The 20,470-nt window shown below is 67.5% G+C and carries 23 protein-coding genes, 2 tRNA genes and 1 other RNA gene; 12 read left to right on the top strand and 14 right to left on the bottom strand.

What is annotated here, in order from left to right; all coding sequences use genetic code 11:
• Positions 1–68 precede the first annotated feature (68 nt).
• Positions 69–806 (top strand): zinc ribbon domain-containing protein, encoded by a 738-nt coding sequence (locus AC1MBE_RS02630; RefSeq protein ID WP_479780673.1) that lies wholly within the window; start codon positions 69–71, stop codon positions 804–806.
• Between the two features lie 15 nt (positions 807–821).
• On the opposite strand, the gene AC1MBE_RS02625 is transcribed toward AC1MBE_RS02630, so the two are convergent.
• On the bottom strand, positions 822–1,586 hold the full coding sequence (locus tag AC1MBE_RS02625; RefSeq protein ID WP_479780671.1) for a YaaA family protein: 765 nt from the start codon (positions 1,584–1,586) through the stop codon (positions 822–824).
• Positions 1,587–1,659: 73 nt separating this feature from the next.
• Positions 1,660–2,520, bottom strand: a complete 861-nt coding sequence (locus tag AC1MBE_RS02620; protein WP_479780669.1) for a slipin family protein — start codon at positions 2,518–2,520, stop codon at positions 1,660–1,662.
• Between the two features lie 109 nt (positions 2,521–2,629).
• Between AC1MBE_RS02620 and rnpB the strand changes: the two genes are divergently transcribed.
• Positions 2,630–3,023: RNase P RNA component class A (rnpB, locus tag AC1MBE_RS02615), an RNA gene on the top strand.
• 63 nt (positions 3,024–3,086) lie between these two features.
• On the opposite strand, the gene AC1MBE_RS02610 is transcribed toward rnpB, so the two are convergent.
• Entirely contained in the window at positions 3,087–3,239 is a 153-nt protein-coding gene (locus AC1MBE_RS02610) for a hypothetical protein (protein WP_175320881.1), read from the bottom strand.
• A 272-nt stretch (positions 3,240–3,511) separates the two neighbouring features.
• On the opposite strand from AC1MBE_RS02610, the gene AC1MBE_RS02605 reads away from it, so the two are divergent.
• The 3 genes from AC1MBE_RS02605 to AC1MBE_RS02595 all read left to right on the top strand — a co-directional run bounded on the left by AC1MBE_RS02605 (position 3,512) and on the right by AC1MBE_RS02595 (position 6,252).
• Complete coding sequence (locus tag AC1MBE_RS02605; protein ID WP_479780667.1) at positions 3,512–5,005, top strand: glyceraldehyde-3-phosphate dehydrogenase; 1,494 nt, start codon at positions 3,512–3,514, stop codon at positions 5,003–5,005.
• 68 nt (positions 5,006–5,073) lie between these two features.
• A complete protein-coding gene (locus AC1MBE_RS02600; protein WP_175320883.1) occupies positions 5,074–5,283 on the top strand; it encodes a hypothetical protein in 210 nt (69 codons plus the stop codon).
• 171 nt (positions 5,284–5,454) lie between these two features.
• Positions 5,455–6,252, top strand: a complete 798-nt coding sequence (locus AC1MBE_RS02595) for an HNH endonuclease family protein (protein WP_479780665.1) — start codon at positions 5,455–5,457, stop codon at positions 6,250–6,252.
• A 50-nt stretch (positions 6,253–6,302) separates the two neighbouring features.
• On the opposite strand, the gene AC1MBE_RS02590 is transcribed toward AC1MBE_RS02595, so the two are convergent.
• Positions 6,303–6,935: a PH domain-containing protein gene (locus AC1MBE_RS02590; protein WP_479780663.1), complete on the bottom strand. Its 633-nt coding sequence runs from the start codon at positions 6,933–6,935 to the stop codon at positions 6,303–6,305.
• A 35-nt stretch (positions 6,936–6,970) separates the two neighbouring features.
• Positions 6,971–7,939, bottom strand: coding sequence for a 1-phosphofructokinase family hexose kinase (locus tag AC1MBE_RS02585; RefSeq protein ID WP_479780661.1), 969 nt, complete (start codon positions 7,937–7,939; stop codon positions 6,971–6,973).
• Between the two features lie 148 nt (positions 7,940–8,087).
• Here AC1MBE_RS02585 and ppk2 point away from each other — a divergent pair, with 148 nt between their 5' ends.
• Both ppk2 and AC1MBE_RS02575 read left to right on the top strand, forming a co-directional pair.
• Entirely contained in the window at positions 8,088–8,990 is a 903-nt protein-coding gene (gene ppk2, locus AC1MBE_RS02580; RefSeq protein ID WP_479780659.1) for a polyphosphate kinase 2, read from the top strand.
• Positions 8,991–9,032: 42 nt separating this feature from the next.
• On the top strand, positions 9,033–9,734 hold the full coding sequence (locus AC1MBE_RS02575; RefSeq protein WP_479780657.1) for an alpha/beta fold hydrolase: 702 nt from the start codon (positions 9,033–9,035) through the stop codon (positions 9,732–9,734).
• Positions 9,735–9,749: 15 nt separating this feature from the next.
• On the opposite strand, the gene def is transcribed toward AC1MBE_RS02575, so the two are convergent.
• The 4 genes from def to orn all read right to left on the bottom strand — a co-directional run bounded on the left by def (position 9,750) and on the right by orn (position 12,481).
• Entirely contained in the window at positions 9,750–10,322 is a 573-nt protein-coding gene (gene def, locus AC1MBE_RS02570; protein ID WP_479780655.1) for a peptide deformylase, read from the bottom strand.
• A 42-nt stretch (positions 10,323–10,364) separates the two neighbouring features.
• Positions 10,365–11,519 (bottom strand): acyl-CoA dehydrogenase family protein, encoded by a 1,155-nt coding sequence (locus AC1MBE_RS02565; protein ID WP_479780653.1) that lies wholly within the window; start codon positions 11,517–11,519, stop codon positions 10,365–10,367.
• Positions 11,520–11,641: 122 nt separating this feature from the next.
• A tRNA-His gene (locus AC1MBE_RS02560) sits at positions 11,642–11,714 on the bottom strand.
• A gap of 131 nt (positions 11,715–11,845) precedes the next feature.
• Entirely contained in the window at positions 11,846–12,481 is a 636-nt protein-coding gene (gene orn / locus AC1MBE_RS02555; RefSeq protein ID WP_479780651.1) for an oligoribonuclease, read from the bottom strand.
• Positions 12,482–12,638: 157 nt separating this feature from the next.
• Between orn and mptB the strand changes: the two genes are divergently transcribed.
• Both mptB and map read left to right on the top strand, forming a co-directional pair.
• On the top strand, positions 12,639–14,204 hold the full coding sequence (gene mptB / locus AC1MBE_RS02550; protein ID WP_479780649.1) for a polyprenol phosphomannose-dependent alpha 1,6 mannosyltransferase MptB: 1,566 nt from the start codon (positions 12,639–12,641) through the stop codon (positions 14,202–14,204).
• A 41-nt stretch (positions 14,205–14,245) separates the two neighbouring features.
• The gene (gene map / locus AC1MBE_RS02545; protein ID WP_479780647.1) at positions 14,246–15,013 is read left to right on the top strand and encodes a type I methionyl aminopeptidase; all 768 of its coding nucleotides are present in this window, start codon (positions 14,246–14,248) and stop codon (positions 15,011–15,013) included.
• Between the two features lie 68 nt (positions 15,014–15,081).
• On the opposite strand, the gene AC1MBE_RS02540 is transcribed toward map, so the two are convergent.
• On the bottom strand, positions 15,082–15,597 hold the full coding sequence (locus tag AC1MBE_RS02540) for a LapA family protein (RefSeq protein WP_479780645.1): 516 nt from the start codon (positions 15,595–15,597) through the stop codon (positions 15,082–15,084).
• 236 nt (positions 15,598–15,833) lie between these two features.
• On the opposite strand from AC1MBE_RS02540, the gene AC1MBE_RS02535 reads away from it, so the two are divergent.
• The gene (locus tag AC1MBE_RS02535; RefSeq protein WP_479780643.1) at positions 15,834–16,850 is read left to right on the top strand and encodes a magnesium and cobalt transport protein CorA; all 1,017 of its coding nucleotides are present in this window, start codon (positions 15,834–15,836) and stop codon (positions 16,848–16,850) included.
• A 19-nt stretch (positions 16,851–16,869) separates the two neighbouring features.
• Here AC1MBE_RS02535 and AC1MBE_RS02530 read toward each other — a convergent pair whose 3' ends face one another.
• The 4 genes from AC1MBE_RS02530 to AC1MBE_RS02515 form a co-directional block, all read right to left on the bottom strand.
• The gene (locus AC1MBE_RS02530) at positions 16,870–17,286 is read right to left on the bottom strand and encodes a hypothetical protein (RefSeq protein WP_479780641.1); all 417 of its coding nucleotides are present in this window, start codon (positions 17,284–17,286) and stop codon (positions 16,870–16,872) included.
• Between the two features lie 10 nt (positions 17,287–17,296).
• A complete protein-coding gene (locus AC1MBE_RS02525; RefSeq protein ID WP_479780639.1) occupies positions 17,297–17,452 on the bottom strand; it encodes a hypothetical protein in 156 nt (51 codons plus the stop codon).
• Between the two features lie 152 nt (positions 17,453–17,604).
• Positions 17,605–18,366: a hypothetical protein gene (locus tag AC1MBE_RS02520; protein ID WP_479780637.1), complete on the bottom strand. Its 762-nt coding sequence runs from the start codon at positions 18,364–18,366 to the stop codon at positions 17,605–17,607.
• Positions 18,367–19,073: 707 nt separating this feature from the next.
• Positions 19,074–19,146, bottom strand: a tRNA-Arg gene (locus AC1MBE_RS02515).
• Positions 19,147–19,367: 221 nt separating this feature from the next.
• Between AC1MBE_RS02515 and AC1MBE_RS02510 the strand changes: the two genes are divergently transcribed.
• Positions 19,368–19,910: a single-stranded DNA-binding protein gene (locus tag AC1MBE_RS02510; protein ID WP_479780635.1), complete on the top strand. Its 543-nt coding sequence runs from the start codon at positions 19,368–19,370 to the stop codon at positions 19,908–19,910.
• 177 nt (positions 19,911–20,087) lie between these two features.
• Positions 20,088–20,402, top strand: coding sequence for a DUF6993 domain-containing protein (locus AC1MBE_RS02505; RefSeq protein WP_479780634.1), 315 nt, complete (start codon positions 20,088–20,090; stop codon positions 20,400–20,402).
• Positions 20,403–20,470 lie beyond the last annotated feature (68 nt).

Here is a 20,470-nt window from a genome sequence, read left to right as displayed (position 1 = left end):
GCTAGAGTCTAGGGAGCGCCGGTACGGTGCCCGGCCTAAGCCGGTAAGTGAACAAAGCGGAGGAAATAGTGGCCAAGGCAGCACCGGCGGAACAGTTGAAGTTGCTCGAATTGCAGGGACTCGATGCCAGGCTCAAGTCCCTGTCCAACCGCCGCCGCGGCCTTGAAAGCGACTCCCGGATCACCGACCTGGAGGCTGCCCTCAGCGTCGCCAACGGCGAACTCGGGGCCGCGAAGGTGGCGGTGCACGACGCCGAGCTCGAACTCAAACGCGCCGAGGCCGACGTCGAGCAGGTCGCCTCCCGGATCGAACGCGACGAGGCCAAGCTCAACAGCGGCACCGGTCTGTCCAAGGACCTCGTGGCCCTGCAGCGTGACATCGCGTCCCTGAACAAGCGCCGCTCGGACCTGGAAGACGTGGAGCTTGAGGTCCTGGAACGGCTGGACTCGCTGCGCCTGCGCCAGGCCACGCAGCAGCAGATCGTTGACGACATCCAGGGCTCCTTCGGCACCATCCGCGCCGAACTGGACGAACAGCTGGCCGAAGTGGCCGCCGAGATGACCGTAGTGCGCGGCCAGCGTGCCGAGTTCGCCGAGGGACTGGACGCGGGCATGCTCGCCGTCTACGAGAAGACGCTTGCCAAGCGCGGCGTCGGCGCGGCCCGGCTCTTCCACGGCACCTCCGAGGGTTCCGGCATGCAGCTGAGCCCCGGCGACCTCGCCGAGATCAAGGCCGCCGCCGAGGACGACATCGTCTTTTGCCCCGACTCCGGCTGCATCCTGGTCCGCTCCGCCGAGTGGGCCTAGCCACCCTCCTCCCAGCTAGTTGGGCAGGAGGAGGTTGAGGGTGTGCGGCTTCCGCGCCGTGCCCTCCACCAGCTCTGCGGCCCACTTCTCCGCGGCGGCCTGCCGTAGCTGCGCCGGGGTCTGCGGGGCCTTGCCGCGCCGGGTCAGCAGGTGCCGGGCCAGCTCGCCGCGGGTGTGCTTGGCGAAGTGGCTCACCACCTTGCGTACCCCGTTGACCTCGGTGAAGACATTCACCGCCACGGTCTGTTCCGGCGGCGGAGCCCAGGCCGCGGCGTAGGTGCTGGAGCGGCAATCAACCAGCAGCTCGCCCGCCGTTTCGGCGGCCAGGGCAGCGGTCAGTTGCGGTTTCCAGAAGGAGGCCAGCCGTCCGACGTCGGGCAGGGCCGTGCCCATCGACAGCCGGTACGCGGGTACCCGGTCCGCGAACCGGATGGCACCCCAGAGGGCGGAGATCACCAGCACAGACGCGTCGGCCTTCTTCCGCTGCGCCGGATTCAGCGAACGGTAGCCCAGGGCGTCGTACAGCACACCGGAATACACCTGGTTGGCGGGCGCGGCAGGCTCGGCGTGCAGGCGCGTGTTGCGCTCCACGTCGGCCTTCAGCGAGGCGCCGACGCCGAGCAGCGCCAGGGCGTCCTCGTGGGCGCTGACGGTGCCGAGCGCTTCGAGCACCTTTGCGCGGTAGGTGTTGAGGCCTGGAAAGCTGAGCGATGCCGGGTCGACGGCGTCGCCGCCGGTCGCGGGGGTCTTGCCTTCGGATGGCGGCAGCAGAATCAGCACCGTACGATCCTACCGGCGGGCCGGCGGCTCCTGCCGCGCGGCGCCGGACGCCGGGCTGGCGCCGGTGCCCGGACTAAGCCGCCTGAATGGATGAGGGTGCCACGGGTGCCGGAACGGCGGGCTGCGGCTGGGCCGCTACCGCTTGGGATGTTGCCGCCGCGGCCTGGGTCTCCCGGGCCAGGAACGCGGACAGCTCCCCAATGGTGCTCATCAGCGGCGCCGGGAAGACCACGGTCGAATTCTTGTCCACCGCAATCTCGACGAGGGACTGCAGGTTCCGCAGCTGCAGGGCCAGCGGGTGCGCCATCATGATGTCAGAAGCCTCACCGAGCGCAGCCGCTGCGATCGACTCGCCCTCGGCGGCGATGATCTTGGCCCGCTTCTCCCGCTCGGCCTCGGCCTGCCGGGCCATGGCACGCTTCATGCTGTCGGGCAGCTGGATGTCCTTGAGCTCCACGAGCGTAACCTCGACGCCCCACTCCAATGTGAGGGCGTCGAGGATTTCGCGGATATCGCTGTTGATGCGTTCCGTCTCGGACAGGGTCTGGTCCAGGCTGTGCCGGCCGACCACTTTCCGCAGCGTGGTCTGCGCGATCTGGTTGATCGCGGCGGCCACGTTTTCGATCGCCACGACCGACTTCACGGCGTCGACCACCCGGTAGTAGGCCACCGCTGAGATATCCACGCTGACGTTGTCCTGGGTGATGATGCCCTGCGACTGGATCGGCATGGTCACGATCCGCAGGCTGACCAGCTGCAGCCGGTCGATCACGGGGATGATGAAGCGCAGGCCGGGCATCCGGACGCCGATCACCCGGCCCAGCCGGAACAGCACGCCCTGCTCATACTGGCGCACAATCCGGATCGACATCCGGGCCACAATGAGGAGCAGGGCCGCGATGAGCAGCCAAATGACGACGGCGGTGAAATCCATCCGAATCGCTTCCTTGCGTGGCGGGGTTGCTGGTTTCATTCTCCCACCGTCGGGCCAAAAAGGCGCCGGTGCCCCGGCTGCCGGGGGAGACCGTAGAATGGTCAGCGGATGGGTTGACCAGGCGGCCGCGCGTCACGCAAGTGGCTCGAGGAACGTCCGGGCTCCGCAGGGCAGGGTGGTGGGTAACGCCCACTCGGGGTAACCCGCAGGCCAGTGCCACAGAGAATAGACCGCCTGCCTCAGGGACGTGCTTGCACGTTCAGGGGAGCAGGTAAGGGTGAAACGGCGGTGTAAGAGACCACCAGCTTCCCGGGTGACCGGGGAGGCTAGGTAAACCCCACCCGGAGCAAGGCCAGACAGGACACGTTTGAGGGCTGCCCGCCCGAGTGTCCGGGTAGGCCGCTGCAGGGCGTCGGCAACGGCGTCCGTAGATGGATGGCCGCTACTCCCGCGCCGGCAACAGCGCGGGAACACAGAACCCGGCGTATCGGTCAACCCATCCACTCACACAAAAGGGGCCGGCACCGTGTGGTGCCAGCCCCCGCGTTTAAGACGTAGGTTTCGGATCAGGCCTTGGCCTTCCGCTTCACCCAGCCCCATGCCGCCGTCGCGACAAACAGGACCAGGCCGATGACGGCCAGCCACAGCAGGCCCTTCACGACGAAGCCGAGGATCGAAAGAATGAGCCAGATGACAAGTAGTGCAACGATGAGTCCCATCCGGACATCCTACGACATCGGGCGCCCTGGCCGCGTGTGAGTGATTTCACGCCGTCCCGGACCCCCGGGGACCGGCCCGCCGCTTTAGACTGGATAGCGAACGTAGATGTTCTGCCACCGGGTCTGCGTTCGCAGCCGGTGGCTTTTTCTTTGCGCTCCATGCAGGCGCCCGGGGTGGACCGAATCCCCGCCGCGTCCAGGTTCCGGAGATCCGCCGGGAACCGACTTCCGCATACGAGGACGTATGTGGTGGATTTTAGGAAGGTAGTTCTGTGAGCCAGACGTCAGATTCTTGTCTTGATACGTGGATGGGCCGGGAGGCGCTCGCCGAGGCCATGATCCCGGTGATCGGCCGGCTGTACCGCGAAAACAATGTGGTGACGTCAATCCACGGCCGGAGCCTGATCAACAAGTCCACCATGAACATCCTCAAGGCGCACCGCTTCGCCCGCCGGATGAGCAAGGAAGAGCTGCGCCTCGAAGAGACCGCACCCCTGCTGGACGCGCTCACCAAGCTGGATCTCGGCGCGGCGGCCATCGACATTGCCCGGCTGACAGAGAAGTACCGTGCAGAAGGCGAGGGCCTCAGCCTGGATGACTTCCTGCGCGAAGAACTGGCCGAAGTTGTCGGCAAGCGCGGCGGCGACGACCGCACCAGCACCGACGTCGTCCTCTACGGCTTCGGCCGCATCGGCCGGCTCCTGGCCCGCCTCCTGATCGAGAAGGCCGGCGGCGGCCACGGCCTGCGGCTGCGCGCGATCGTGGTGCGCCGCGGCTCGGACAACGACCTCACCAAACGCGCCAGCCTGCTGCGCCGCGACTCGGTGCACGGCTCCTTCGAAGGCACCATCAAGGTGGACCTCGAGAACGACACCATCACCGCCAACGGCGTCCAGATCCAGGTCATCTACTCGGACAACCCGGCCACGGTGGACTACACCGCCTACGGCATCCACGACGCCCTGGTCGTGGACAACACCGGCCGCTGGCGCGACGCCGAAGGCCTCTCCCAGCACCTGCAGAGCAAGGGTGTCTCCCGCGTGCTCCTGACCGCCCCGGGCAAGGGCGAGCTGAAGAACATCGTGCACGGCATCAACCACGCAAGCATCACGGACTCGGACAAGATCGTCTCCGCGGCATCCTGCACCACCAACGCCATCACGCCGGTCCTGAAGGCCATCAACGACCGCTACGGAGTCGTGCACGGCCACGTCGAGACGGTGCACTCCTTCACCAACGACCAGAACCTGATCGACAACTTCCACAAGGGTGACCGCCGCGGCCGCTCCGCCGCGTTGAACATGGTCATCACCGAAACCGGAGCCGCCAAGGCCGTCGCCAAGGCGCTGCCCGAGCTCCTCGGTAAACTGACCGGCAGCTCCATCCGCGTCCCCACCCCGGACGTGTCCCTGGCCATCCTGAACCTGAGCCTGGAAAACGGCACCACCAAGGACGAGGTCAACGATTACCTGCGGGAGATGTCGCTGCACTCGGAACTGCGCAAGCAGGTGGACTACATCGATTCGCCCGAGGTTGTCTCCACCGACTTCGTGGGTTCGCGCCGCGCAGGCATTGTCGACGGACTGGCCACCATCAGCAACGACAAAAACCTTGTCCTCTATGTCTGGTACGACAACGAATTCGGTTACAGCTGCCAGGTGGTCCGCGTGATGGAGGAAATGGCCGGCGTGAACCCGCCGTCGTTCCCGGCCAAGGACGCTGCCGCGACCCTCGAGGCTGCCGGGCTGCCGGTCGAGGTCGGGTAGCCCTTCACTGGCGACCTTTCCCGGCCGGGTCTCTGGAATCGGCCGGGAAAGGGCACCACAATGGAGCCATGGAACAGAACTCGGCTGTGGAGCACGAAACCACCCTGGAACATGCCCTCGACGTCGCCCGGCGGAACGCCAAGGAAGCCAAGCGCCTCCTCGACGACGCCCGCGCCAAACGCGAGGCCGGCGAGATCGACGACGCGCGGGTCAGCCAGCTGGAAGCGCTGCTGAATCTCGCCGAGGAGGACCTCCGTCGGGTCACCAAGGAGCAGTAACTGCACGACGCTGAGTGCACTTCACTCCAGCTGAATGCACGTCGCTGATCCGCCGGCAGCCGCGGACCCGGGTGCTTGACTTGTCCTGCACACTGTGGACAACCGCCCCGACGTCCGTGGGGCCGCCTAGGCTGGCGGGGTGCAGCAACCCCACCCATCCCCGGCGCTTCCGTGAGCATCACCTGGAGCGACTTCAGGCGGGCCCGACGCCGGTCCCGCCAAGCGTGGGCCCTGCTGGCCGCCGCGCTGCTTGCCCTCGCCGGCGGTCTGGCCTGGTTCTTCACCGTGGGCCAGTTCGCCCTGGCCGAACCGCAGGCCAACGGGCCCCGCGAGGCTCCCGTGTTCGCGGCCGGCTGGATGAAACCCGTCAACCCGGTGTACGCCGTCCCGCCGGGAACCGCCGCGGACGCCCTGGAGGCGCTGCCGGTCAAAGGCCGGGCAGCCGGCAGTAACTACAACCGCGGCGCCTTTGGCCAGGCCTGGCTCGACGTTGACCGCAACGGCTGCGACACCCGCAACGACATCCTCCGCCGTGACCTCGCCGGCGCCCGGTTCACCGAAGGCTCCCGCTGCCGGATCGGAGCCGGAACCTTCCAGGAGCCCTACACCGGGCAGACCATCGCTTTCCAGCGTGGCGCAGAGTCCAGCAAAGCGGTGCAAATCGACCACGTCGTGGCGCTGGGCGATGCTTGGCAGAAGGGGGCCCAGCAGCTGACCGCCGTGCAGCGCCAGCACCTCGCCAACGATCCGCTGAACCTGATCGCCGTCGACGGTCAAGCCAACCAGGACAAGAGCGCCTCCGACGCCGCCACCTGGCTGCCGCCGAACAAGGCGTTCCGCTGCCACTACGTCGCCCGGCAAATTTCGGTCAAAGCCGCCTACGGGCTCTGGGTGACGCCGGCCGAGAAGGATGCGATGAAGCGGGTCCTCGGCGCCTGTCCGGGGCAGCAGACCATCGTGCCGCGCTGACAAGGGCCGCGCTGACGGGGGCACACTGACGCGGGCCGGAGCCGAACCAGTCAGAAGAGCACCGAGACCAGGCACCAGCCGGCAAGGAGCAACACGAGAACCAGCAGGGGGAAGTTCCACTCGGAGACGACCGCGCCGCCGGGGGCCTTGACGGCCGCGCCGCGGGCGTCCCCCTTCGCCGTCCTGGCATCCTGCCAGGCCCTGACAATCGCATCCCGTCCGCCCGGCGTCGGCGACTGGGCCATGCGCTCATTGGACGGAAGGACCCCTAAGGGGCGTTGTTTCCAGTCCCGGGCGTGCTCGAACCCGGCGCCAAAAGCGCTGGGCGGCGTCGGGGCGCCCCAGCTGACATACCTCTTCCCGGCAGCCTTCACCGTCACGGAGTGCCGGACCTCGACGTCGTCCACCGCGGCGAACGGGATCCGGTGCCGGCGCAGGCCGTTGACCAGCTCAAAGCCGTCGGCTCCCACGATCAGCCGCGGCTGCCACTGCGTCAGGTAGACCAGCAACGACGCTGCAGCCAGCCACGGCGCGGCCGCTGCGGCGGCGCCGCCCCTGCCCGTGAGCAGCAGCCAGCCGACGGCGGTGGCGCCGCCGGCCCAGACCAGCAGCGACACCACCCTGCTGGATGCCTCCTTGAAAGTACGCGGCTTCGGTTGCGAGCGTGTTCTGGTTTCCCCCATGCGGCCCATCATGCCAGCGGTGTGCAGGTTTCGGGCTAAGCCCCGACCGCCTGTCCGGCGAGTTCAGCTTCCAACCGTTCGACGTCGACCCGGTGGCACAGTTCGGTGGCGTGCGTCGTGACGGTGGCGCTTCCGGCAGCGACGGCCGAGCGGAACGCGTCGGCCAGCGTGCGCCCCTGCGCCAGCCGGAGCACGAAGGCTGCCAGGAAGCTGTCGCCCGCACCCACGGTGCTTTGCACCTGAACCTGCGGCACGGCCAGGCGGAGCGTGCCGTCCTTGGAAGCGAGGACAGCTCCTTGCCCGCCAAGGGTCAGGGCCACATGTTCGGCCGATCCGTCGGACACCAGGGCCATGGCGGCGTCGAGCTCGCTTCGTTCGCTGTCCAGCGTGGTGCCGAAGTGCAGCCCGAGTTCCCGCCGGCTGGGTTTGACCAGGAACACGCCCTCGGACAGGGCAGCGGCCAGGGCCGGCCCGGAAGCATCCACCACGCAGCGCGCATTCTGCTCCCGGGCCAGCCGGGCCACCTCCGCGTAAAAGTTCTCCGGTACCCCGGGAGGGAGGCTGCCGCTGGCCACCACGTAGCCGCCCGGCTGGATGGAGTCGGCCACGAGGGCCAGGCACAGCCGCCATTCGGGCTCACTCAATTCGGGCCCCTGGAGCACAAAGCGGAACTGCTTCCCGGTGGACGTCTCATCGACCGTAAAGTCCTGCCGCGTGCTGCCCTGGATCGGGACCACCAGGGTGGGCAGCCGCTCTGCCTCGATCAGCCGCCGGTAAGCCTCGCCCGTGGGGCCGCCCGCGGTGTAGACGGCCAGCGGACGGCCGCCGAGCCGCTGGATGACCCGGGCCACGTTCACGCCGCCGCCGCCCGGATCCAGCCGGCTGGGGCCGCAGCGCAGTTTGTGGCCGCTGGTCACCAGCTCGGTTGTGGTGCTGACATCCAGGGCGGGGTTCACGGTGACGGTGAGGATGGGCTGCGCCGGCGCCGGCAGGGTGGCTTCCATGAGCCCAAGCATAGGAGCGCCGGGATGCCGGTGTCCCCGGGCCGACGTCCCCTTGTGGGCCATCAGGCGCTCGGCAAGAATGGGCGCGGCAGGACAGAGCGCCCGCACGGGCGGCGGCCCGTCCGTCGCGACGACTGAAGCGGGAACCATGGCACATGGCAAGAGCGGGACCGGCAAGGGAGACGCCGGCAAAGGAGGCGCTGGCAAGGCCTTGGCGCGCCGGAAGGCGTCAGGGGGCCAGGCCGTGGGGCGGTTGCCGCTCGGCGTCTATGAAGCCGAACTCGCCCGGCTGCAGGCGGAGCTGGTCGCGTTGCAGGAATGGGTCCGCAGCACCGGTGCGCGCGTCCTGGTGATCTTCGAGGGGCGCGACGCCGCCGGCAAGGGCAGCGCCATCAAGCGCGTCACCGAGTACCTGAATCCGCGCGTCGCCCGCATCGTCGCGTTGCCGGCCCCGACCGAACGGGAACGCGGCGAATGGTACTTCCAGCGCTACGTGGAACACCTCCCGGCGGCCGGGGAGATCGTCCTGATGGACCGCTCCTGGTACAACCGTGCCGGCGTCGAACGGGTCATGGGGTTCTGCACGCCCGCAGAACACAAACGCTTTATGGCCCAGTGCCCGGTCTTTGAGCGCCTGCTGATCCAGGACGGCATCCTGCTGTTCAAGTACTGGTTCTCGATCAGCCACGCGGAACAGGAACGGCGTTTCAAGTCCCGGCTGGAGGACCCGCTGCGGCAGTGGAAACTCTCACCGATGGACCGGGAGGCGATCCTGCGCTGGGAGGACTACTCGCGGGCCAAAGACGACATGTTCATGCAGACCGATACCGCCGAGTCGCCCTGGTTTGTCGTCGAGGCGGAAGACAAACGCCGGGCCCGGATCAACATGATCGCCCACCTGCTTTCGAGCATCGACTACACCGAAGTCCGGACGGAGCCGGTGACCCTGCCGGAACGGCCGCGCGCCGTCAATTACACGCGGCCGCCGCGGGACCTGTTCCGCTACGTCCCGGACCACGCCGCGCTGCTGCAGAAGCCGGCGGAGGATTAGGGGCAGGTGGTGGAGCCGGTGCTCGAACTGTAGGGTACCGGCATGGACATCATCCTTGTACCCGGATTCTGGTTGGATGCCTCGTCGTGGGAGGGTGTCACCCCGCCGCTCACCGCGGCCGGACACAGGGTGTATCCGTTGACGCTTCCGGGCCTCGAATCGGCCGAGGCTCCGCGCGCCGGCATTGGCCTGCGCACCCACATCGACGCCGTCGTCGCAATGGTCGATTCCTTCGATGCACCGGTGGTGCTGGTGGGCCACTCCGGCGGCGGAGCCATCATCCACGGCGTCGTCGATGCCCGGCCGGACCGGGTGGCCCGGGCCGTCTATGTGGACAGCGGACCTCTCGCCGACGGTGGTGTCATCAACGATGAACTCCCGGCGGACGGCGACGACGTGCCGTTGCCGCCATGGGAGCTCTTCGAAGACGCGGACCTCACCGACATGACCGACGAGCTGCGCGCCATGTTCCGCTCCCGCGCCTTCCCGCAGCCCCGAGGCGTGGCCCAGGACCCGCAGCAGCTCAAGGACGAACGCCGTTTCGAGGTCCCGGCCACCGTGATCGCCTGCGAATTCCCGTCCTCGATGCTGCGGGAAATGATTGCCGGCGGCCACCCGTACGTGGCGGAGCTGGCACGGATCCGCGACGTGGACTACGTGGACCTGCCCACCGGCCACTGGCCCCAGTTCACCAAACCGGCCGAGCTGGGCGCCGCCATCCTGGCCGCCGTCGACCGGGTCTAACTCCGCGGCGGGTCCTCAGTGGCCGAACGGGTCCGGGTCAACGCCCGGCATCCAGGTCAGCCCGGGGACGCCCCAGCCGTTCTTCCTGGCCTGCTTCATCGCCTTGCGGGCATAGCGGTCGATCAGCCGGTTGACGTACAGCTTGCCGTCCAGGTGGTCGTATTCGTGCTGGATCACCCGGGCGAACCAGCCCGTCGCCTCAAATTCAACGGGCTTACCGTCCCCGTCGAAGCCCTGCACGCGGGCCCACTCGGCGCGCTTGAGCGGGTACTGGCCGCCCGGAAAGGACAGGCAGCCTTCCTCTTCCTCGTCCGGGTCAGGCAGCGCGCCGGAGACCTTCGAGAGGGTCAGCACCGGGTTGACGACGACGCCGGCCGGCGGGGCGCCGTCGTCGTTTACGTATTTGTACACAAAGAGCCGCTTGCCCACACCGACCTGGGGCGCGGCGAGTCCGACGCCGTTGGCGGCGTCGTTGGTCTCGAACATGTCCGCGATCAGGGTGCGGAGTTCGTCGTCGAAGACTTCGACCTCGGCGGCCCGGCGGTGCAGCACGGGTTCGCCCCAGATCGTGATGGGCAGGACTGTCATGTCGGCGGGTTCCTTTGGTACTGAGGGTTGTTGCGGCGAGGCTCAGCCGGCGATGCTGCGGCCGACGACGTCGCGCATGATTTCGTTCGTGCCGCCGAAGATGGTCAGCAGCCGGGCGGCGAGGTACGCCTGCGCCACCGGGTACTCCAAAATGTAGCCGTAGCCGCCGTGCAGCTGCAGGCAGCGGTCGGTGACGGACTTGGCGCGCTCGGAGGCCCACAGCTTGGCCCGGGCCGCCGCGGCGGCGTCGAGCTCGCCCGCGTTGAACGCCTGGATGGCCCGGTCAACGTAGGTTTCGGTGACCTCGACCTCGGTGAGGATGTCGGCCAATTCGAAGCGGCTGTGCTGGAAATCGATGATCCGCTCGCCGAACGCGTTGCGGTCCTTCGTGTAGGCCACGGTCGCCTCGTAGACGGCGCGGACGACGGCGGAGCTCGCCACGGCGATCGCGAGCCGGCCCTGGGGGAGCTGCTCGGCGGCGTACTGCAGGCCCTTGCCTTCCTCGCCGACGAGGTCAGCGTGCGGCACCCGGACGTTGTCGAAGAACAGCTCGGCGGTGTCCGAGGCTTTCAGCCCCATCTTGTCCAGCTGATTGCCGGTGTTGTAGCCCTCGGACTTGCGCACCATAAAGAGGGAGAAGGAGTCGCGGCCGCCGCGGCCGGCGCTGCCGTCGGTGCGGGCCAGGACCAGGGATGCGTCGCCGGAGATGCCGTTGCCGATGAAGGTCTTCTGACCGGTGATCAGCCAGTCGTCGCCGTCGCGGACGGCCTTGGTGCGGATACCGCGCAGGTCCGAACCGGCTCCCGGTTCGGTCCAGGCGACCGATGTGACCGTCTCGCCGGAGACCATACCGGGCAGCCAGCGCGCTTTGAGGTCCTCGGAGCCGTAAGCCAGCAGGTGGGGGAGGACCATGTCATCGTGCAGGTGGAAGGCCAGGCCCACGGCCAGGTGGTTGCTTTTGGCGAATTCCTCGTCCAGCACGGCCCGGAAGCGGTAGTCGCCCATTCCCATGCCGCCGAACTCTTCGGGCACCGCGAGCCCCAGCAGACCCTGCTCGCCGGCCGCGGTCCAGAGCGAGCGGGGCATCATGTGGTCCTGGTCCCACTGGCCGTAGTGCGGAGCCACCGCCCGCGCGTTGAACTCCGCAGCCATCTCACGGAACATCTCGTGGTCTTCTTCAAAGAGCTGGCGCTTCATCGCGGTTCCTTCCACGCACGGACAAGACTGGACAGGCAACAACTGGACAGACAACAAAGGCCGCACCGGATATCCGGTGCGGCCTTTGGAAAAGGTCGGACAATTCTGCCGTCCTTTGTGAGGGTGAGCGACGGGGGTTGAACCCGCGACCTCCTGGACCACAACCAGGCGCTCTGCCAACTGAGCTACGCCCACCATGTGCCCCGCCATGCCTTCCGGCGAACCGGCTGGCTGAAAAGGCAACGACAAATAGCTTACCTGCTGTTCGGGGGTGGTTTTGCCACTTTCGTCGAATTCGACGAAATTTTCCCTAAACGTGGTGGAGATTACTCCGCGGGTGCTTCTGCCGGAGCGTCGGCGGGGGCCATGATCGACTTCGCGATCCGCTGCGCCGTGGCGCTGTCCGGACCGGGTGCGGGCACAAAGACCGCCTCCCGGTAGTAGCGGAGCTCGTCGATCGAATCCTTGATGTCGCCCAGGGCGCGGTGGCCGCCCAGCTTGGCCGGCGACTGGAAGTACGCCCGGGCGTACCAGCGCCGCGAGAGTTCCTTGATGGTGCTGACATCGATCACGCGGTAGTGCAGGTGTTCCACCAGCTCCGGCATGTCACGGACCAGGAACACGCGGTCGGTGCCGACCGAGTTGCCGCCCAGCGGCGCCTTCTTCGGATCCGGGACCCACTTCTTGATGTACTCCAGCACGACGTCCTGGGCTTCGGCCATGGTCTTGCCGTGGGGGAGTTCGGCCAGCAGCCCGGACCGGGTGTGCATGTCGCGGACGAAGTCGTTCATTTGGGCCAGCGCGGCGTCGTCCGGTTTGATGACGACGTCGACGCCGTCGCCGAGGATGTTCAGTTCCGAGTCCGTCACCAGGGCCGCCACCTCGATGAGGGCGTCATTCTTGGAGTCCAGGCCGGTCATTTCGCAGTCGATCCACACGATGCGTTCATTAGATATAGGCACCCGCCCAGCCTACCGTTCCGCCGCCGCTGAGCGGTCCGGTGCTAGGATTTTGGTACGCGGCCGTCGAAGATTTTCGTCATCGCGGCGTGCCCCCATGGCCGGCTGACCGGCCCGTTGCGGGCCGAACCAGCCCCACAACAGATAGGACGATCCTGAGATGACGGCCCCTGTACCTGCGGCGGGGGAAACGGCTGCCGGTACGTCCCGCCCCGCCCCCAAGGCGGTTGTTGCGGATGTGGACAACGCGAGGTCGCCGATTCTTGCCGGGTTCGTCGGTTCCATGTTCATGGCGGTCGGTTCGCTCGGCGTCGGCTGGCTCGCCCCGGTCTCCGAACTGCGGCGCCTGCCCCTGTTCATCTGGATGCGGACCGAAGCCGTCGGGGTCGGGCTGAGCATAGTGCTCCTGGCCGTCGGCGGAATGCTGCTGGTCCGCGCCTGGCTCCGGCTGGGGCAGCGGGTGCGCACCTGGGGCGCCGGTGCCCGCAAGGCGACCCTGCTGGCGGTGGCGGCGTGGGGGCTGCCGATGATGTTCTCCGTGCCCCTTTTCAGCCGCGACGTCTACGCCTACATCGGCCAGGGTCGCCTGATGGTGGAGGGTTTCAACCCGTACGAGAACGGCATCTCGGCGCTGTCGAACTACTTCCAGCTGGGCGCGGACAAAATGTGGACCGAGGCCCCGGTACCGTACGGGCAGCTGTTCCTCTGGATCGAGCAGTTCGTGGTCTGGTCCACGAACGTGCACCCGGAAGCGAGCATCATGCTGTTCCGGCTCGCCGCCCTCGTCGGCATCGTGCTCTGCGTGATCTATGTGCCCAAACTGGCCGAGCTCCACGGCGTCAATCCGCACCGCGCCCTCTGGCTCACCGCGGCCAATCCGTTGTTCCTGACCAACTTCATCGCCAGCGTGCACAACGACGCGCTGATGCTTGGCCTGGCCCTCGCCGGCCTCTACTACTGCGCCACCAGGCGGGTGCTGCTTGGCCTGGTGCTGGTCACACTTTCCATCTCGGTCAAACCCATCACGATCGTGTTCCTGCCGTTCATCGGCCTGCTGTGGGCCGGCAAGAACGCCGGCTGGCCGCGCAAATTCGTCTTCTGGGCGCTCACCGCCGGCATCAGCCTGGCCTTGCTCTACGCCATGAGCCTGGTCAACGGATTCGGTTTCGGCTGGATCAACGGGCTCTCCGCCCCGGGCAGCATCTGGATCTGGTACGCGCCTGTGGGCCTGCTGGGGCTGATCGTCGCCTCTATCTTCAACGCGTTCAGCCTGGACGGCTGGGGGATGGCCAAATGGGTGTACGACGCCGGGAAACTGCTGGCGCTCGGCATCGTCGGCTGGCAGATCTTCCGCGGCGACTACGACCGTCTGATGCGCCGGCTCACGCTGGCCTTCGCCGCCGTCGTCTTCCTGGCGCCGATGATCCAGTCCTGGTACGTCGTCTGGCTGATCCCGCTGTTTGCCGTCACCGGCATCCGGGACGACTGGCAGGTCAAGGCGGTGTACTTCATGGTGTCCTTCTTTATGGTCTACGCCATTTCGGACCAGCTCGAGGTCTTCCCCTACCTGCAGACCGAGGACCTTGGCCTCGCCCTCGCGCTGGCCCGCAACGCCGCCGCCATCATCGCGCTGCTGTTCGCCCTGTACCTGATCTTCCTCGATCCGAAAACCAAGCAGTTGTTCAGCAAACCGACGGAACCGGTTACCACCCGGCCGGTCATCTAAGCGTCCGCAGCCACCCGCCCCTGCGCCGGAAGGAAGCCCCCGTGTCCATGATCAAGAGCCCCGAAGAGATCGCCCTGATGCGCGAGGCCGGGCGGGTGGTCGCGAACGCGCTGGCGCGGGTGCGCGAGGTTGCCGCCGTCGGCGTCTCCCTCAGGGAGCTCGACGCCGAGGCAGCGAAGGTGATTGCCGACGCGGGCGCCACCCCGGCGTTCCTTGACTACCGTCCCCGGTGGGCCTCGGTGCCCTTCCCCGGCGTGATCTGCACGTCCGTCAACGACGCGGTGGTGCACGGCATCCCGAACGACTACCGCCTGGCCGACGGCGACCTGCTGAGCGTGGACTGCGGCGCTTTCCTGGCCGGCTGGTGCGGGGACGCCGCGGTCAGCTTCATCGTGGGGACCGCGGACCCGGTGGACCAGGCGCTGATCGCCGCCACCGACGATGCCCTGGCCCGCGGCATTGAGGCGGCACGGATCGGCAACAAGATGGGCGACGTCGCGTACGCAATCGGCGGGGCCGCCCGCCGCGCCGGCTACGGGCTGCTCGCCGACCACGGCGGCCACGGCATCGGCCGGACCATGCACGCCGAGCCGCATGTGCCCAACGACGGCCGGCCGGGCCGGGGCATCAAGCTGACCGAAGGACTCGTCATCGCGATCGAACCCATGCTGATCCTCGGCGGCAAGGACGACTACTACCACGACGCGGACGAGTGGACCCTCCGCTCGGCCAACGGGCGCCGGGCGGCCCACAGCGAGCACACGGTGGCGATCACCGCGGACGGGCCGGTCATCCTCACGCTGCCCTAGGGCAGCCCGCCGGCGCCGGCACCGCCCTGTCAACCGGGCAGCGTCGGCGTCGGCCGGCGTCGTTCGTCCTAGCGCGTGCGTGCCGGCTGGCCGGCGAGCCGGGCGCGCTGGCGGTGCGCGGCGAGGCGCAACTGGATGATGCGTGCCGCTCCGGCGATGGCCACCAGAATGCCGCCGCCGACCGCGGCGATGAAGAGCGCGACGCCGAGCGGGACCGAGCCTTCAAGGCCGAAGTACTTCACTTGGACGTAGACCTGGTTCTGCAGGATAAAGACAATGAGCAGGACCAGCACCACCAGGGCGCTGGCGACGGCCGCCCACACCATCCCCGCGCGGGTGACCTGGCGGGGTTCCGCAGCAGGCTCGGGCGCGGACGTTCCGGGGGCCGCGGTGCCGGAGGTTTCCGCGCCCGGGGTCGCGACGGCGTCCGCCGGAGCCCCGGTAGCCAGGCCGGTGCCGCTCGCCGGCCCGCTGGCGGGGTAGCCCTCCTCGACGGGCTCGGAGGAGGCACCCGCCGTCGGGTACTGCGCGGGCAGGGCGTCGTTGGGATCCTGGGGATCGAATCCGCGTGGTGTCTGGGTCATGGCTGCCGTGCCTTTCGTTTGCGGGCGGGCCGTGCAGGCTTTCCCTGGCGCCCCGTCTGTCATCTTCATAGTAAGCGTGCTTAGGGCGGACGGAAGCGCCGGTTGATGGCGCGTTGTGGCCTCATTCGCAGCTGCGGACACCGGAGCGGGCGGGCCGTTGGCAGCGGGCGGGGGACGGTATAGCGTCACAGTCAAAGGGCGCCTGCAGAGGGCGGTTCAGCCGAGGAGGCACAGCCGTGACAATCGTCGACAACGCAGTGTATGTGGACGGGTACCGGACCGCGGACCCTGAGGACCTGGACGAGACCTACTTCGTGCTGCGGCAACGGCAGGGCATGGCGTGGATCGGGCTCTACCGTCCGGACGCAGCGGAACTGCGCTCGGTGGCCGAGGAGTTCGACCTGAACCATCTGGCGGTGGAGGACGCCCTCGCAGGCCATCAGCGCGCCAAACTCGAACACTACGGCGACACCCACTTCCTGGTGCTGCGTCCGGCCCGGTACCTGGACGAAGCGGAGAAGGTCCAGTTCGGCGAGATCCACATCTTCACCGGCCCCGATTTCGTGGTCACCGTCCGGCATGCCGAATCCCCGGACCTGGCGCGGGTGCGGCGGCGGATGGAGTCCCAGCCCGGGTTCCTCGCCCTTGGGCCGGACGCCGTGCTGTACGCCATCCTGGACCAGGTGGTGGACGAGTATGAGCCCGTGGCCGCCGGCCTGGAGAACGACGTCGACGAGATCGAGGACGAGCTTTTCGCCGCCGACCCGGGCGTCTCCCGCCGGATCTACGAGCTCTCCCGCCAGGTGATCATGTTCCAGCGGGCGACGGCGCCGCTGACGGGCATCCTCCAGACGCTCCGGGCCGGCCGGCCCAACCACGTGCCCGGCCCCGAACTGCAGGACCATTTCCGCGACGTCCTGGACCATGTCCTGCGCCTAAGTGAACGGATCGCCGCCTTCCGCGCCCTGCTGCAAAACGCGCTCGCCGTCAACGCCGCCCTCGTGGCCCAGCGGCAGAACGACGAAATGCGGCTCCTCACGGAATCCAGCATCGCCCAGAACGAACAGACCAAACGGATTTCGTCCTGGGCCGCCATCCTCTTCGCACCAACCCTGATCGCGTCGATCTACGGCATGAACTTCCGCCTGATACCGGAACTCGACTGGATCTTCGGCTATCCCATGGCCCTGGGGCTGATGCTGGTGATGGGGGCGGCCCTCTACCTGACCTTCCGGCACAACAAATGGATCTGAAGGGGCCCGATGCACAGGTTCAGCCAGCACCGAGGCGGTAGGGGTGCGGCCTGGACGGCGGATGACCCGCGATTGTCCGGAAGGTCGGCGGGTACCGGCGCCGGAGGGGCCGCCGCCGCCTTCGAATCGGCGGGGGAGAGCTTCGTGAGGATGTTGGAGAACACCGTGGCCTGCTGCCGGCCTCCGCCATGACCGCGTTGAACTTGACCTCAACGTTGATGTTCACGGAACCGTCATCGTCGACTTCACGATCAAGGACCCGGAACTGCATGAGGTTCAGGACGCCCTTTTTGCCCTGAATGATGTTGTCCAGCTCGTCCAGGCGGTCAGCCGTACGGGCAGCCCCCAGCACCAGTCCATTCCGAGGGACATCAGTGGTGGCCATCGCCAGCCACAGCGCAGAGCCGCGCTCGCAGAGACCCGGGGGAACGTCCACGGCGGGCCTCCTACAGGGTGAGCTTGTTTCCCGTCACCGCGCTGTAGCGGCCGGCCGTGTATCGTTCGATATTCCTGCCGTCACGGATCTTCCGGCCTGGAGCTTCCGGTGCCTCGATGAAGAGGTGAACACCTTCCCCGGACTCGGACACCTCGGCGAAGACCACCGGTTAAGTCACCGACCGGATGTACTCCGAAGCCCAGCCGACCAGAACCCGGCCGTCGAAGCAATGGTCAAGGTCGATGCAGCCGATACCGTCACCCAGAACAAAGCCGAGACCTACGCCGGCGGACGATGCCTGGCCGCCTCGGACTGAGGTCAGGAGATGGTAACCACCGGTTCCTTGATATAGACGCGCTGCTCGTACGTCGGCTGGAGCGTGCTGCTACCCGAGCCGCGGTAGAGCCCGCTGTGCCAGACGACCCACTGGGAATCCCACGCTTCGGCGTCGTGACACCACGTCTGCTTGCCGATCTCAACGCCCGCGGGGTCGAGGCTGACGCACGCAAGGGACTGCACTGCGCCAGCATGGTACGTCACCATCGCGTACGTTGCGTAGCCGTCCACGTACGGCATGAGTGGAATGCTCCATGCGTTGACATTGGAGCCGTCGTCGCCCCACAGGCGCCAGTATCCGTTCTCCACGCGGAGCGCGACCTGGGCGTAGCGCCAACCACCATCCTCGTCGGGACCGTGCAGCTGGACCAGGGAGTGCCATGACCTCCCGTCGTTCTTCGCAGGGCCAAGGACCGGCTTGAGCCAGCCCTTCCACTGCGTCTTCTTCCCGGGCGCAGACAGCGTCGCAGCCGCCTGCGACGCTCCGACCTTGATCTCACTGCGGCGCCTGAGGTCAGGCGTCGCGTCAGCGGGTGCGCCGGTGATCCACCAGTCGGTCGTCCCGTGCTGCGCGGGCTTCATTCCGTTCCACTCCGAGGCGGTGTACCATGCGGGCTGACCCACACGGTTGGGTGCGGTCATGGGCCCGTAGGTCGTTCTGCCAGCCGCTGATGCGGTGACCGTGGACGCGAGCATGAGAGCAACCGCCAACATACCCACTATGCTGCGTCGAATGATGATCACAGTCCAGCCTCCTAATACTGCAAGACTGAGACCGTTGTCAAGGTTACTTATTGTCTGTCCGCGCCATGAGCATCGTCAAGAGCTCCTGCTTGAGCACTTTCTGGCCCTGCCGGACCTTGGCGGTGACCTGCTCGGGGGGTGGGGCTGCGTGCCACGATTCGTAAGTCTCCTCCTGTGTCCATTCTCGGACACGAAACTCACACAAACACTGGACTCCTACATGGGACCCAACCAGCCCGTTTCCGTGAAGGCGCACTGCGCCCCGAAATGAAGAGGCACGCCGGCTTTTACGACTTCCCGCGAGGCTCCTGTACGTGGGCTTCGTTCGCCCTCGGTCATCTGCTGGCTGAACAGGAGCCTGAAGCTGACTGGCACATCATGAATGGTCCGGGCCTTCATCCACCCAAGGGCACGACTGGCTGGAGGGTGATGGGCTAGCAGTAGATGTGACCGCGGACCAGTTCCCGGATTCACGCCCTATGTCGGCGCGCTCCCAATCCCGCTTCCGCCTGAGTACCGGCCCAAGAAGCGTATCGAATTTGCAGAGTTGGATCCTGCCCAATCGGATGTCTTGCGTGCCGTGAGGAAACTCATGTGGTCGGAGGGCCATAGCAAAGCGGTGAATAAGCGGTGGATCGAACGAAATTGAGGCTAAACCGAGAGAGGCTCTGACCCGCGTTAATGCAGGTCAGAGCCTCCTTTTCTTGTGCCCCAGGAGGGAATCGAACCCCCGACCGGCGGATTAGAAGGCCGCTGCTCTATCCCCTGAGCTACTGGGGCACGTTAGGCGTGCCCGGCTGCTGCCGGCGACGCCTCAAGAAGTTTACAGTGCCAGGCGCGCCCTGCTGCTCAGGGCGACGCGGCCCGGGCGCTTTAGCGGTCCCGCCCGGCTGGCTGCCCCGGTTTTTCCACATAGCGGATTCGCCCACTGCCGGCCGGGCGGCCCTGGCCGGAAGCTGGAACTGCCTGCTAGGGCACGACCAACGAGACAGGACAGACTAATGAACGACAGCATCACGGTCCGCGGCTTTGTCGCCACGGAGATCAGGAGCTCGACGACGCCGGGCGGCGTCGCGACCGCGTCCTTCCGGATGGGCTCCAACCAGCGGCGCTTTGACCGCTCCGCGAACGCCTGGGTGGATGGAAACACCAACTGGTTCACGGTGCAGGGTTACCGCCAGCTGGCCGGAAACATGGGCTGCAGCATCAAGAAAGGCCAGCGGGTCATCGTGGTCGGCCGGCTCAAGATGCGCAGCTGGGAAAAGGACGGCCGCATCTATCACTCGGCGGAGATCGATGCGGAATCCGTCGGCCACGACTTGATGTGGGGGTCCGCGAATTTCACGCGCACGTCAGGGGGCGGCCCGGTGCCCGGCCAGGACACCGCTGCGCAACGTACGGACGGAGGCCACGATGGTCCCGACGACGGCGGCCATCACTCGGGTCCGGACACGGACGACACGGACGACGCGGACGACGCGGGCGCCGACGACGGGCTGGACTTCGACGAGGAGACCGGCGAACTGAAGGAGGCGGCCGCCTGAGGCCGGGGACGGACGTCCGCGTGGAAGAATTGCCGGGTGAGGCGGACCCGGACTGGCAAGGAACATCGGGCGGCCCTTCCTGTCCTTGGCGGGCTGGCGCTGCTGCTGGCAGTAACGTCGGCGGGTTCGGCCGCCGGCGGCAATGGGGGAGGGGCTCCGGTGGGCCCTGCTTCCGCCTTGCCCGCGTCAGCAAGCGTTGACACGGCCAAGGCCGCGGCGCGCCTGCAGGCGGCCCTGGCGCAAGCGGCCGCCCGGGAGGCCAAACCGGGCACCGGCCGCATCCGGCAGGCCCTCGCCGAAGCAGGTTTCCCGCCGGGAGCGGTCGACGTCACGGCGAGCCGGACCCCCACCGGGCTGGAGGCCGACGCCGTGGAAGCCGCGGTCCGGCAAGGCCGGGACTGCGTCGTTGGCCAAGTGCGGGGTGGTGCCGTGGCGGTGGTTGTGCTGCCGGTCCTGGCGGACGGGCGCTGCTTGGCGGGCTCGCCCGCCTAGCGGCCATCAAGGGGAGGCCGTCCACGCCGGCCCCTCGCGGCAGTGCGGCCCGCGCTAAGCTGGTCCGT

The organism is Arthrobacter sp. BG5 (assembly GCF_056680155.1).
Note: the sequence above shows the minus strand (reverse complement) of the source record. Positions and strands in the feature narration are given on the sequence as shown.